The sequence below is a fragment of the Haematospirillum sp. 15-248 genome, assembly GCF_012102665.1.
In the GTDB taxonomy this organism is placed as follows: Bacteria; Pseudomonadota; Alphaproteobacteria; order Rhodospirillales; family Rhodospirillaceae; genus Haematospirillum.
Genome location: NZ_JAAVTF010000006.1, coordinates 105,595 through 119,371, shown reverse-complemented (window position 1 = coordinate 119,371; position 13,777 = coordinate 105,595). Strand labels below are relative to the sequence as shown.

The 13,777-nt window shown below is 54.5% G+C and carries 9 protein-coding genes; 5 read left to right on the top strand and 4 right to left on the bottom strand.

The genetic code is table 11. From position 1 onward, the window contains the following. Nucleotides 1-46: 46 nt before the first annotated feature. The 3 genes from rpoD to HEQ72_RS07195 form a co-directional block, all read right to left on the bottom strand. Entirely contained in the window at nt 47-2,062 is a 2,016-nt protein-coding gene (gene rpoD / locus HEQ72_RS07205; protein WP_168019293.1) for an RNA polymerase sigma factor RpoD, read from the bottom strand. Nucleotides 2,063-2,167: 105 nt separating this feature from the next. Next, nucleotides 2,168-4,012: a DNA primase gene (gene dnaG / locus HEQ72_RS07200; protein ID WP_168022966.1), complete on the bottom strand. Its 1,845-nt coding sequence runs from the start codon at nt 4,010-4,012 to the stop codon at nt 2,168-2,170. A gap of 41 nt (nt 4,013-4,053) precedes the next feature. Continuing rightward, nucleotides 4,054-4,509: a GatB/YqeY domain-containing protein gene (locus HEQ72_RS07195; protein ID WP_168019297.1), complete on the bottom strand. Its 456-nt coding sequence runs from the start codon at nt 4,507-4,509 to the stop codon at nt 4,054-4,056. A gap of 383 nt (nt 4,510-4,892) precedes the next feature. Between HEQ72_RS07195 and carA the strand changes: the two genes are divergently transcribed. The 4 genes from carA (at nt 4,893) to HEQ72_RS07175 (ending at nt 12,238) form a co-directional block, all read left to right on the top strand. Then, nucleotides 4,893-6,080, top strand: coding sequence for a glutamine-hydrolyzing carbamoyl-phosphate synthase small subunit (gene carA, locus HEQ72_RS07190; protein ID WP_168022965.1), 1,188 nt, complete (start codon nt 4,893-4,895; stop codon nt 6,078-6,080). A 74-nt stretch (nt 6,081-6,154) separates the two neighbouring features. Beyond that, nucleotides 6,155-9,466, top strand: coding sequence for a carbamoyl-phosphate synthase large subunit (gene carB / locus HEQ72_RS07185; RefSeq protein WP_168022964.1), 3,312 nt, complete (start codon nt 6,155-6,157; stop codon nt 9,464-9,466). Nucleotides 9,467-9,576: 110 nt separating this feature from the next. Beyond that, nucleotides 9,577-10,050, top strand: coding sequence for a transcription elongation factor GreA (greA, locus tag HEQ72_RS07180; RefSeq protein WP_066132382.1), 474 nt, complete (start codon nt 9,577-9,579; stop codon nt 10,048-10,050). A gap of 313 nt (nt 10,051-10,363) precedes the next feature. Further along, the gene (locus tag HEQ72_RS07175) at nt 10,364-12,238 is read left to right on the top strand and encodes a potassium transporter Kup (RefSeq protein ID WP_168019303.1); all 1,875 of its coding nucleotides are present in this window, start codon (nt 10,364-10,366) and stop codon (nt 12,236-12,238) included. Here HEQ72_RS07175 and HEQ72_RS07170 read toward each other — a convergent pair. Beyond that, nucleotides 12,191-12,730: an Lrp/AsnC family transcriptional regulator gene (locus tag HEQ72_RS07170; RefSeq protein ID WP_168019305.1), complete on the bottom strand. Its 540-nt coding sequence runs from the start codon at nt 12,728-12,730 to the stop codon at nt 12,191-12,193. The genes HEQ72_RS07175 and HEQ72_RS07170 overlap by 48 nt on opposite strands. A 281-nt stretch (nt 12,731-13,011) precedes the next feature. Here HEQ72_RS07170 and HEQ72_RS07165 point away from each other — a divergent pair, with 281 nt between their 5' ends. After that, on the top strand, nt 13,012-13,635 hold the full coding sequence (locus HEQ72_RS07165) for a peroxiredoxin (RefSeq protein WP_168022963.1): 624 nt from the start codon (nt 13,012-13,014) through the stop codon (nt 13,633-13,635). Nucleotides 13,636-13,777: the final 142 nt, after the last annotated feature.

The window sequence follows — 13,777 nt, the reverse complement described above, 5'->3', positions numbered from 1 at the left end:
AAAAAGGCCACCTCAAAGGTGGCCTTTTTATCAACACCAGAACAGATCAACCGTCCAGGAAACTACGCAGCTTGCGTGAGCGGGACGGATGCTTGAGCTTGCGCAGGGCCTTAGCTTCGATCTGCCTGATACGCTCACGAGTAACACTGAACTGCTGACCAACTTCCTCAAGCGTATGATCGGTATTCATGCCAATCCCGAAACGCATCCTGAGCACTCTTTCCTCACGCGCGGTCAGGGTCGAGAGAATACGGGTGCACGTCTCACGCAGATTGGAGTTGATCGCCGCATCCAAGGGCTGAACCGCATTCTTGTCCTCGATAAAGTCACCAAGATGACTGTCTTCCTCATCACCAATAGGAGTTTCCAGAGAAATAGGCTCCTTGGCGATCTTCAGGACCTTGCGAACCTTTTCCAGCGGCATCTGCAGCTTTTCGGCCAGTTCTTCCGGTGTTGGTTCGCGACCGATCTCATGCAACATCTGGCGACTTGTACGAACCAGCTTGTTGATGGTTTCAATCATGTGAACCGGTATACGGATCGTCCGGGCCTGGTCAGCAATGGAACGGGTAATAGCCTGACGAATCCACCATGTCGCATAGGTGGAGAACTTGTACCCACGGCGGTACTCGAACTTGTCCACAGCCTTCATAAGGCCAATGTTGCCCTCCTGAATCAGATCCAGGAACTGAAGGCCACGGTTGGTATATTTCTTGGCAATGGAGATAACCAGGCGAAGGTTGGCCTCGATCATTTCCTTTTTGGCCTTGCTGGCTTCCCGCTCACCCTTCTGGACTGTCTGGACAATACGGCGGAACTCAAAAATAGGCTGGCGCGCCTCGGCAGAGATAACCGCAATCGCTTCCCTGATTCTGACAATCTCGGCAGAATGCTTGCCGATAAAGTCTTTCCAGCCTTTTCCACTTCGGCTTGCGATGATTTCCAGCCACTGGGGATCCATTTCGGCCCCATAGTAAGCATCAAGGAAGTCCTCGCGCTTGATCTTGCAGTCCAAGGCAACGCGCAGAAGCTTGCCTTCCAGCATCATCAGGCGCTTGTTGAGGTCATTGAGGTGGCCAACAAGGTATTCAATACGGGCGTTGTTCAGATGAACGCCCTCCATCATCTTGACCAGCTCTGACCTCTGCTTCTCGAACTTTTTCTCCAAGGCTGCCGGCACATCTTCCCCGGCAGTGATATGGCCCAGGCGCTGGTCCTGAACCTTTCTCATCTTTTGATAGGCTTGGGCAATTGTTTCAAATGACTGGAGAATAACGGGCAGCAACTCCGCTTCCATAGCGGAAAGGCTGATGCTGGCTTCTTCTATTTCTCCGTCAACATCGCCTTCGGCAGAGGCATCAATGCCATCAGCCTCTGCCTCGTCTGTCTCATCATCAGAGCCGGACTCTTCCTTGGCCTTGCGATGGTCCTTGACCGGAGCGGCAAGCTCCTCATCTCTGTCCCCGACCACAGGAGAGTCTTCTTCTTCCTCTCCCATATCATCACCAACACCGGGCTCTGTGCCATACGTCGTTTCCAGATCAATGATGTCACGCAACATCATCTTTCCTTCCACCAAGGCGTCATGCCAGTCCAGCAAAGCAGCGATGGTCAGTGGGCTTTCGCAGATCCCGCCGATCATCATCTCACGCCCGGCTTCAATACGCTTGGCAATGGCGATTTCACCCTCGCGGGACAAAAGCTCAACAGACCCCATCTCGCGCAGGTACATCCGCACGGGATCGTCAGTACGCCCCAGTTCGTCTTCGGATACATTACCGGCGGAATCGTCGGTTTCGTTGCCGCTGACTTCCTCTTCCTCGTTCTCAACAATGTTGATGCCGATATCCGACAGCATCGACATGGTGTCTTCGATTTGTTCCGAGGAAAAGTCATCTGAAGGCAACGCCGCATTCAGCTCATCATAGGTGATGAACCCGCGCTCCTTGCCTTTTGCCACCAGTTTCCTGACAGCTGTATTAAGAGAATCGAGCAAAGGCCCGTCCTGAACCTCATCATTGGTTTCAGGGGTTTCTGTTTCAGCGGCAGCTTTTGTTGCCATGCCCGTTCTCTCTCCTCAAAATACGTACGGACATGCACCCAAGGCACACATCCCGGTCCTTCTGACCATCCTGTTCCATAACATCCCGTATCATCCGGATGATGCTCAATCCTCTACAGACGCTCTTTCATGTTTTTTCAAGGCAATAAAAACATCAAGAGCCTCCGGGGTTGGATTGTCACCAAGCCGTTCAACCGCACGACCAATATCCACCTTCAAATCTCTGCCCCGGGATAACCCGAACGTGTGCTCCCACCCGTCCAAGGCGGCCTGACTGTCGGCGACCGGACGGCTGAATGCCGCATGGAGAAAAACATTCGACGCAAGGAGGGACTCCAGAACATCACCAAATCCCTCGTCGTGTAGTTGGCGTCTCAGACCATGGAAGTCAAGACCTGACTGACGGGAAAGCAGCAGCAAAACCGCACCTCGAAGCGTATCAAGGGACTGTTCCGGGAAATCCAGAAGCCCCAAACGCTCTCCCACACTGTCAAAAAGGTCAGGATGAGTGATGAGCGTAACCAGCAAAATGCGCCGCCGCAAGGCCTCCGCAGCATCCGGTGCCGGCGGGGCCAGAATCATACCGCTTCCGGCTGACGGCAACGGAGCCGCCCAGCGCGACTGCGATTCGCGCCCCCTGGGAGAGAAAGTACCCGCCGGACGAGCCTTGACCGCCGCACCACGCCCAGCCTGGCGAAACAGGTTCCATTGACGGTCACGGAAGGCTTGGCGGTAATGCTGTTGGACACTGCGATCCCCGATATGACGTACCAGCTCTTCCAGATGGGCTTCCAGACCAGCCCTTCGTTCCGGTGTATCCAGCGACCGCCCTTCCAACGCCTTGTCCCATAAAACATCCAGCAGGGAGCGAGATACCGCAAGCCTTGCACAAACTGATCTTGCCCCCTCGTCCCGCAACAGGTCGTCAGGATCCCGCCCCATCGGAAGCATGACAAAACGCAGAGACTTCCCCGGTTTCAGAAGGGGCAAAGCACGGTCGGCAGCACGGGCCGCAGCCCGTTGCCCGGCGCTGTCACCATCCATACACAGGACAGGCTCGTCGGACAGACGCCACAATGACTCAATCTGAGCCTCCGTCAGGGCTGTCCCCAACGGAGCAACAGCATGAGGGATGCCTGCCCGATGCAGGGCAATAACATCCATATAGCCCTCTGCAACAACAATATCTCCACTCCGGGCCGCAGCCTCACGGGCACGGGACAGGTTGTAGAGAACCTGTCCCTTGTGGAAGACCGGTGTTTCGGGGCTGTTCATGTATTTGGGTTGCCCGTCACCCAAGGTCCGACCGCCAAAGGCAATAACCCGCCCCCGCCGGTCTGTAATTGGAAACATGACACGTTCCCGGAAATAACCAACCACAGCCCCGGAATCCAGGCGCCGAAGCAAACCAGCCTCGATCATCTGCTCTTCGGTTATTCCGTTCCCGAGCAAGGCGGTCTGCAACTCCACCCCACCAGGGGCCCAACCCAGACGAAATGTCTGGATGACCTCGTCATCAAGGCCCCGCCGACGGAGATAATCAAGCCCGCCACGACCGGATGGCAGAAAAAGGGATCGCTGGAAAAAGTGGCAGACTGCCTCGTTGATATCCAGAATGCCGGCGTGTTGACGTGCAGCTTCCATCTCCCGCGGATCGGGACGCGGCACCTCAAGACCAGCCTGCGCCGCCAACTTTTCCACAGCTTCGGGGAAAGTCAGGTGTGCCGTTTCCATTTCAAAGGAAATGATGTCGCCGTGCGCCCCACACCCAAAACAGTGATAAAAGCCCTTGTCGTCATTGACGGTGAAGGAAGGAGTCTTCTCCCTGTGAAACGGGCAAAGACCAATATGCTCGCGCCCACGACGGACCAAACGAACCCGATGCCCAACCACAACCGAGGCCGGAAGCCGGGCACGAAGCTCATCAAGGAACTGCGGGGGCAAAGCCATGGGTCACGCACACCCGTCATAACAATGGAAAGAACACACGGTCAGGACAAGGCTGCCTTGACAGCCTGGCTGGCCTTGCCAAAGTCCATACGCCCTGCAAACTTCTCACGCAGGGCCGTCATAACCCGCCCCATATCCTTGATGCCACTGGCTCCCAGCTCCTGCAGAGTCACGGCAATGGCCTCACGCGTTGCTGCTTCATCCATCTGCACAGGCAGGAAACGTTCAATAATGGCTATTTCCTCCTGCTCCTGCTCCGCAAGCTCCAGCCGCCCACCTTGCTCATACAGATTGATGCTTTCACGTCGCTGCTTGATCATGGACTGTAGCATCTGCAGGATTTCCTCTTCAGGAATTCCTTCACCCAGACCACGGGTCCGGGCTGCGATATCACGGTCTTTCAAAGCCGCAAGAATCAGTCGCAAGGTAGCCGATGCACGATTGTCGCGTGCCTTCAACGCTTCCTTCAACGCCTCGTTCAGCCGAGTGCGCAACATGGATGACCTCAAAATACAGTTCGTCATGAATATCTCGAATCTGCCCAGACTAGACGAGTGTGAACGCCTTGGCAAATGCTGTCCGCAGCAAGGAGCCACCATGACCTTGGGCATACCGGCAATAAAGAGCCAAAAGCCTTGCCTCTTCTGTATTGAATTGACAAGGGGCAAAACCAGATGTAATTGGTTGACCGTTTGCCTGCGATTGGCAGAGCGTTCCTGCACTTGGTATCTATTGGCGCTTGCCCTAACCTTCTTTCCTGAACATGAAGGTAGTTCTTTTGTGCGCATAGTCATGCAGAAGCGGTCAGCCATACACTGGCATGCCTTGCCTTTTCCAAGGGAGACGATCACTCCTGCGGCGCTATGAACCAGGGGATCCTATGACAGACCAAACAGCATGCACACCCGGTTTATGCCCTGACAGGGCAACCGGCGTACTGGTCCTTGCCGACGGAACGGTATGGTGGGGACATGGTCTCGGACGTAAAGGAAACACAACGGGAGAAGTTGTTTTCTGTACCGGAATGACCGGTTACCAGGAAACCCTGACAGACCCCTCCTTTGCCGGGCAGATTATAACTTTTACATTTCCGCATATCGGCAATACAGGCACCAATCCGGACGATCACGAAGCGCAACACCCGTTTGCCCGAGGCTGCATCCTGCGCGCACCCGTTGGCATCGACTCCAGCTGGCGTGCAACAGCCAATCTGCCCGAATGGATGCGCAGGAATAACGTGGTGTGTGTCACCGGTATCGACACACGCGCACTGACCATACGACTGCGCGAATACGGCACAATGGCAGGCGTTGTTGCACATGACCCGAACGGTATCTTCAACCTGGAACATCTCCTGCACCAAGCAAGAACCCATCCGTTGCCAGACGGGCTGGACCTGGCTACACGCGTATCATGCCAGCAACCATGGGAATGGCCGGATACACAATCCAGAGATCGACCATGGCATGTTGTCGCCGTTGACTTCGGCATAAAGCAGAACATCCTGCGGTGCTTGGCTGCCGAAAGCTGCCGGATTACCATCGTACCAGCTCACACAACGGCCAGGGAGATCTTGAACCTTGCCCCTGATGGCGTGTTCCTGTCGAATGGACCAGGTGATCCTGCCGCCACCGGCCGTTCTGTGATCCCCGAACTGAAAAAGATTCTGTCCACCGGGCTTCCCGTCTTTGGCATTTGCCTGGGTCATCAGATCCTTGCCTTGGCCTTGGGGGCAAAGACATTGCGCATGAAGCGGGGGCACCGTGGATCGAACCAGCCGGTCAAGTGCCTGGCAACGGGGCGCGTCGCGATCACAAGCCAGAACCACGGCTTTGCCATCGACCCCGACAGCCTTCCCAATGAGGTTGTCGTCACACACACATCTCTCTTCGATAGCTCGATCGAGGGGATTGCCCTAAAAGGCCGTCCTGTTTTTTCCGTGCAATATCACCCGGAATCCAGCCCGGGCCCCAAGGATTCCCATTCCTTGTTCCGTGATTTTGTCGGCCTGATGCAACAGCATCGGCATTCCAGCACACCCCGACGATACGCAACTGCCCTCCCCTGAGCGGCTGCGCAGCCACCTGATCCTACCCAGTCCAAATTAATTGTCCCGTGCCCTGTCGGAAGGAAACCCCAGGCATGCCCAAACGCACAGACATCCACTCCATTCTGATTATCGGTGCAGGCCCGATTGTTATCGGACAAGCCTGTGAGTTTGACTATTCGGGCGCCCAGGCCTGCAAGGCCCTGCGTGAGGAAGGGTACCGGGTTATCTTGGTCAACTCCAACCCGGCCACTATCATGACAGACCCCGATATGGCCGATGCCACCTATATCGAACCGATCACTCCCGCTGTTGTGGCGCAGATTATTGACCGGGAAAAACCGGATGCCCTGCTGCCAACCATGGGGGGACAAACAGCCCTGAACTGCGCCCTTGCCTTGGCCGATGACGGAACACTGGAACGTCATGGCGTCATCATGATCGGGGCCTGCCGCGAGGCCATCCGCAAGGCAGAGGATCGGCAGCTGTTCCGTGAGGCCATGGACCGTATCGGCCTTGAAAGCCCGCGCTCGCGGATGGTGCGCAGCCTGGATGAAGCCTATGAGGCTCTTGCCTTCACAGGGCTTCCAGCCATCGTTCGGCCCTCTTTCACACTGGGTGGACAAGGCGGCGGAATAGCAACAACCAAGGAAGAATTCGGTCATATCTGCACACAAGGCCTGGCCGCCTCGCCTGTCCACGAAATTCTGGTCGAGGAATCTGTTCTGGGGTGGAAAGAATATGAAATGGAGGTGGTTCGTGATCGGGCAGACAACGGGATTATCGTCTGCTCTATCGAAAACATTGACCCCATGGGCATCCACACCGGGGACTCTGTGACGGTTGCACCGGCGCTGACACTGACAGACAAAGAGTACCAGACCATGCGGGATGCATCCTTGGCGGTCCTGAGGGAAATCGGGGTCGAAACAGGCGGGTCCAATGTCCAGTTTGCGGTCAACCCGGATGACGGACGCCTGGTGGTCATTGAAATGAACCCCCGGGTCTCGCGCTCGTCTGCCCTTGCATCAAAAGCAACAGGCTTCCCGATCGCACGCATCGCCGCAAAACTGGCTGTGGGCTACACGCTGGATGAACTGGACAACGCGATAACCGCCGGGCAAACGCCAGCCAGCTTTGAGCCTGTTATTGACTATATCGTCACCAAAATTCCTCGCTTTACCTTTGAAAAGTTCCCCGATACCGATGCCCGGCTGGGCACCTCGATGAAATCGGTCGGCGAGGTCATGGCCATCGGGCGTACCTTCACTGAATCACTCCAGAAAGCCCTGCAATCCCTGGATACAGGACTAACCGGGCTGGATGAAATCGACATCACAGTGAACCCTGACGAGACCCGACATGACGCCATGGTACGGGTTCTGAGAACAACAAGCCCAAACCGGATCCGTTTTGTTGCACAGGCTTTCCGCGAAGGTATGTCCATAGAAACAGTGTATGAGGCCTGCCACATTGACCGCTGGTTTCTGGATCAGATTGCTCACCTGGTCCACATTGAAGCCCGTATCCGCCAACAGGGAATTCCTGCGGACCAATACGGGTTTCTTGCCCTTAAAAAAATGGGCTTTTCTGATGCAAGGCTGGCCCACCTGAATGGACAAACAGAAGAAGAGGTAACCGCTTTACGCAATACCTTGGGCCTTCACCCGGTCTACAAGCGCATAGACAGCTGTGCAGCGGAATTTTCATCGCCAACGGCGTACATGTACGCCTGCTACGAAGGCGATGGCGTAAGTGCCGCAGACTGCGAAGCAAAACCATCAACACGTGAGAAGATCATCATCCTGGGTGGGGGACCAAACCGTATTGGACAAGGCATAGAATTTGACTGCTGCTGCGTCCACGCAGCCTTCAGCCTTTCCGAGGCCGGCTATGAAACCATTATGGTCAATTGTAACCCGGAAACGGTCTCAACCGACCCGGATACGTCAGATCGCCTGTACTTTGAGCCTCTGACCGCCGAATCTGTTATTGAGTTGATACGGGTTGAACAACGCAGGGGCCACATCAAAGGGGTTATCGTGCAATTCGGCGGACAAACCCCGCTGAAACTGGCCAGCGCCCTGCAACAGGCCAATATTCCTGTTCTGGGCACGTCTCCCGCTGCAATCGACAGAGCCGAAGACCGCCAGCAATTCCAGTCTGTCCTGCAAAAACTGGAGCTTCGCCAGCCACCCAACGCAATAGCACGAACCCCGGAAGACGTTCTGGAGCAGGCAACGATCCTTGGCTATCCCTTGGTCGTACGCCCATCCTTTGTACTGGGAGGGCGGGCCATGGAAATTGTCCATGGCGAATCTTCACTCCGCACATGGCTGACCAAGGTCTGTGGCGGGCAGAACGAAGGACAAGGCACCATCACCATTTCTTCCGACATGCCGATCCTGCTGGACCAGTATTTACGCGGCGCAACCGAGGTGGATGTTGATGCCATACGGGACTCAAGCGGAGCCGTGTTTATCGCCGGCATTATGGAGCATATTGAGGAAGCAGGCATTCATTCCGGAGACTCCGCCTGCTCACTGCCGCCACATTCCCTTCAGGCACCCCTGATACGGGAGCTGGAACGACAAACCACCCTTCTTGCTACCGAACTTGACGTACAAGGGCTTATAAACATTCAATTCGCCATTCAGGGAACAGACGTCTACGTCCTGGAAGCAAACCCGCGCGCAAGCCGTACAGTACCCTTTGTATCCAAGGCCACCGGCAATCCTGTTGCCTGCATAGCAGCCCGGGTTATGGCCGGTGAAAACCTGGCTGCCTTTGCGCTGCGTACGACAACCCCAAGCCACGTCGCAGTCAAGGAATCCGTGTTCCCGTTCGCCCGCTTCCCCGGCACCGACATACTGCTGGGGCCGGAAATGAAATCAACAGGCGAAGTCATGGGCATAGCCAGAAGCTTCGGGCATGCCTTCGCCAAAAGCCAGATGGCAGCCGGGCTCCCACTCCCCCTGCAGGGAACCATATTCTTGTCTGTGCGCGACTCGGATAAAACTGAAGCCCTTGATATTGCAAAGTCTTTTTTTGCCATGGGATTTGATATCCTGGCAACAGGCGGAACAGCTACTTTCCTGAACAAGGGAGGCGTTCCCGCAACCGCCATCAACAAAGTACGGGAAGGCCAGCCTCACTGCGTGGACGCCATCTTGTGCGGTACCGTTGATATGGTTATCAATACGGCTGAAGGCATGAACAGCATACGCGACAGCCTGGATATCCGCAGCGCGGCTTTGACAAGATCTGTGACCCACTACACAACCATGGCAGGGGCAAGGGCCGCAGCGCAGGCCATAAGAAGCCTGCAGGACAAGGAACCGGGGATAACCCCCTTGCAACACTATTCTGTTCCGGAAGTACAAAACAGGGTATACTTCCCCGCCTGATCCGATTCGATGCCCCGGGGCTACGCTGCGCAGCCCCGGGTCGTTTCTTGGTGTTGCGCGCAGCCGGTCGCCTTCGCGACAAACAAGCAAGTGTAAGGACGTACCCGGATATGGAAAAGATCCCCATGACCGCACAGGGCATGAAGGCCCTGGAAGATGAGCTGCGTATGCTGAAAAGCCAGGAACGCCCCGCGGTCATCAAAGCTATTGCCGAGGCCCGTGAACACGGTGATCTGTCAGAGAATGCCGAATACCACGCTGCGCGGGAACGCCAGAGCTTTATTGAAGGGCGTATTGCAGAATTGGAGGACGTTCTGTCCCGCGCTGACGTTATTGATGTCAGCAAGCTGTCTGGTTCAACCATCCGATTCGGGGCAACGGTTACGCTGGCTGATGAAGATACAGATGGTGAAGTGACCTACCAGATTGTTGGCCCCCACGAAGCAGATTTGGAGAAGGGTCGGATTTCAATAGCCTCCCCCTTGGCTCGGGCCTTGATTGGAAAGGTCATGGGTGACACGGCTGAAGTATCTGCACCGGGCGGATTCCGCTCCTATGAAGTTGTAAACGTTCGTTTTTCCTGAAACACTCCAAGAATCCGGGCAATCCGACACGTGATTGCCCGGACTGTAATCAAACCTGAAATGCAGAAGCACATGAAGGCGCTGTGACTAAGCGCCTCTGCTTCCTGCCGTCCCTCGTATCCCGCCATAAATCGTCCTGCTGACAACAATGGACATTACCTCAGACCAGAGAACAACAGTGTCTGAGAAGACTCATCTTGCGCTCCCGAACTGCGCAATCTGGCCGATACAGTTAGAATTGGCAGCCTTTACCTAAGGCAGAATCAAGCCGGCCATGGCTTTTACATCCATAACAACAGACTGAAACACAATAATGTCACATCAGAACAAACCTCTGCTGCCCCTTATTATTGGTGCCATAGGCGTTGTCTTCGGTGACATTGGGACAAGTCCTCTTTACGCGTTCAAGGAATCCCTGTCCCCCGAACATGGGGTTACTGTGGACCACATTCATATACTTGGCGTTCTGTCACTCATATTCTGGACCATCTTGGTTGTTGTATCCGTCAAGTACGTCATTTACGTCATGAGCACTGACAACCGTGGCGAAGGCGGCAGCTTGGCGCTTCTGGCACGCCTGCATAATGTCCTGGATCAGGATGGGCGCGCCTTCTCGGCCGTAACGGGATTGGGAATTCTGGCGGCAGCCCTGTTTTACGGCGACAGCATTATCACGCCTGCTGTGTCAGTCCTGTCCGCTGTCGAGGGATTACATATCGCAGCACCAGCACTGAGTGAATTTGTCATACCCATCACCGTCAGCATTCTTTTGTGTTTGTTCTTGATCCAGCGGTTTGGAACAGCAATGGTTGGCAAGATCTTCGGCCCCGTGTGCCTGATATGGTTCCTGGTTATCGGCTTTCTGGGCCTACGGAGCATCGTCGGCACACCGTCTATCCTGGCCGCGCTCAGCCCGCACTACGGATGGTTCTTCATTTTTACGGAACCGGGAATTTCTGTTTCTGTTCTCGGGGCCGTTGTTTTGTCTGTTACAGGGGCCGAGGCCCTGTATGCCGACATGGGGCACTTTGGTCGCAAGGCCATACGAACAGGCTGGTATATTCTTGTCATGCCATGCCTGCTTTTGAACTATTTCGGTCAGGGTGCCCTTCTGTTGCGTTCCCCCGAAGCGGCGGAAAATCCATTCTTCCTCCTGGCACCACAGTCGATGATACTTCCCTTGGTGATTCTGGCAACGCTGGCCACCATTATTGCATCACAGGCTGTTATATCAGGCGCATTTTCCCTGACCCGGCAAGCGATCCAACTGGGGTACTTGCCGAGAATGACCATCATTCATACGTCTGGCCAGGAAATGGGTCAGATCTACATGCCAACAGTGAATGCATGCCTTATGGTTTCATGCATTGCTCTTGTTCTCAGTTTCAAAACATCAAGCAATCTTGCGGCAGCCTATGGGGTAGCTGTAACCGGAAATATGGTTATCACTGCCCTGATGATGGCTTTGGCCATGAAAATCTTGTGGGGTTGGAGCCGAAACAAGATTTTCGTGATTTGCGGCATTTTCTTGGGTACAGATCTGATGTTTTTCCTGAGCTGCGCCATCAAGATCCCTGATGGCGGCTGGGTGCCTGTAACCGTGGCGGCAATTATTGTTGTCATTTTGATGACTTGGAAAGCAGGACGGGCACTTCTTCTACAACAGCTACAGAATGTTTCCCGGCCAGAGTCCGAATTCAATGAACTGACAGGAAATAATGTCGCGAAAGTACCGGGAACAGCCGTCTTCCTCACCAGCATCCGCTCCGGACTACCTCTCGCCCTGCTACACAACTTGCGCCACAACAAAGTTGTACACGAGCGCGTTATCCTGCTCAGCGCCGTTACAGCAGAAACTCCCCTTGTTTCTGATGACAACAGGCTTGAATCCAAGGAGATTGCTCCGGGACTACAACGCATTATCCTGCACTATGGATTTATGGAAACACCAAACATACCAAGAACATTGGCGCACATTTCATCAGAAAAATTAGGGTTCTTCTACGAACCACAGGGGATTTCGTGGTTCCTGTCACGCGAAACCGTCATTGAAAGTAAAAATCCTGGCATGGCACCGTGGCGTATTGCCTTGTTTATCGCCATGGCAAGAAGCGCCACAGACACCATGCGGTACTTCCGCTTACCCCCCAACCGACTGATCGAGCTTGGCACCCAAGTAGAGATCTGAACGCGACTTACGATCACTATCAATATCGATCGGCACACCGGGCCTGTACTTGCCTGTACGAATCGCGAGAGCGCTTTTGACATGCGTCACATGGGGCGCAACGGTCAGCTGTGTCGTCAGGAAACGCTGATAATCGTCCCAGTCCTGGGCAACAATTTTGAGGATAAAGTCCGTCTCGCCGGCAAGCATATGGCATTCCCGCACATTATCCCAACCGGCAACCAGATCCTCGAAAGCACGCAGGTCGGCCTCGGCTTGGCTGTCCAGGCCGACATGCGCAAAAGCTGTTACATTGTATCCAAGCACCTTGGGATCTACTGCTGCATGATAACCGTGTATACAACCGGATTCCTCCAAGGCACGGACACGCCGCAAACACGGCGGGGCGGAAATCCCGGCCCTGTTAGCCAACTCGACATTCGTCATACGACCATTCTCCTGAAGGTCATGAAGAATGTGCCTGTCTGTCCGATCCAGCTTGACACGCTGCATCTGTAGCTTCCTCTCAAAGCGTCAGGGACAAACCAACTGTCCCAATACGCAAGGAAATTACCGTAAATGGTACAGAACTCTCAAGATCAATACGAAGATACTAAAAGAAGAATCGCATCCATAAGCGTTACCATGAATTGATATCCCCCATAAGATGTATGCCCTGCGTCATTTTTAGATCGATTCCAGACTTGCGAAAAAACATACACTCCCCTATGGTTATGAGCTTCAGGAACTAGACTCCTCACTAACCAGAACGCTATCCAGCCGGAGATTGTTTCATGACTGATTTTGCACACGTTGGAACCCTTGTTGGCAAGCCTGTCCCGGATTTTACCGCTCAGGCTGTTATGCCCGACAACAGCATCAATGCTCAGTTCAACTTGAAAAGCTACTTGCACGGATCCTATGGCTGGGTATTCTTCTACCCTCTGGATTTCACTTTTGTTTGTCCTTCGGAAATTATTGCGCACGACCATCGTCTCCAGCAGTTCACAGCAGCCAATACAAAAGTCATAGGCATTTCTGTTGACAGCCAGTTTTCTCATCTGGCCTGGAAAAATACACCGCAAAACGAAGGCGGACTTGGGAATGTACAGTTCCCCTTGGTTGCCGACCTCAAGAAGAACATCGCCCGTTCATTTGGTGTCTTGATCGAAGATGCTGGTGTTGCCCTGCGCGGCTCTTTCCTGATCGACAAGGCGGGCATGGTCCGGCATGCCACAATCAACGACCTGCCCTTGGGCCGTAACGTTGATGAAGCACTGCGGATGATTGATGCCCTGCAGTTCCATGAAGAGCATGGGGAAGTATGCCCCGCCGGCTGGACAAAAGGCAAAAAGGGTATGGAAGCAAGCCCCAAGGGCGTGGCCAACTTCCTGAAAGAGAACGCTGAGGCCCTGTAATACGGTCATCAGACAAACCCTGAAGACGGGGTCCCGACGCTCCATCGGGACCCCGTTTTGGCACATCGGGGAATAATACTCCCTCGCCCCTGATCAAGCCTGCTGCAACCCCCTTGCGTATTGAAAACACACCACTGCCCGG

Excerpts from the sequence above, each read along its gene's own strand:
- carA (WP_168022965.1), top strand. The coding sequence starts at position 4,893 with ATGACAGACCAAACAGCATGCACACCCGGTTTATGCCCTGACAGGGCA.
- dnaG (WP_168022966.1), bottom strand. The coding sequence starts at position 4,012 with ATGGCTTTGCCCCCGCAGTTCCTTGATGAGCTTCGTGCCCGGCTTCCG.
- HEQ72_RS07170 (WP_168019305.1), bottom strand. The coding sequence starts at position 12,730 with ATGCAGCGTGTCAAGCTGGATCGGACAGACAGGCACATTCTTCATGAC.
- HEQ72_RS07175 (WP_168019303.1), top strand. The coding sequence starts at position 10,364 with ATGTCACATCAGAACAAACCTCTGCTGCCCCTTATTATTGGTGCCATA.
- carB (WP_168022964.1), top strand. The coding sequence starts at position 6,155 with ATGCCCAAACGCACAGACATCCACTCCATTCTGATTATCGGTGCAGGC.
- rpoD (WP_168019293.1), bottom strand. The coding sequence starts at position 2,062 with ATGGCAACAAAAGCTGCCGCTGAAACAGAAACCCCTGAAACCAATGAT.
- greA (WP_066132382.1), top strand. The coding sequence starts at position 9,577 with ATGGAAAAGATCCCCATGACCGCACAGGGCATGAAGGCCCTGGAAGAT.
- HEQ72_RS07195 (WP_168019297.1), bottom strand. The coding sequence starts at position 4,509 with ATGTTGCGCACTCGGCTGAACGAGGCGTTGAAGGAAGCGTTGAAGGCA.
- HEQ72_RS07165 (WP_168022963.1), top strand. The coding sequence starts at position 13,012 with ATGACTGATTTTGCACACGTTGGAACCCTTGTTGGCAAGCCTGTCCCG.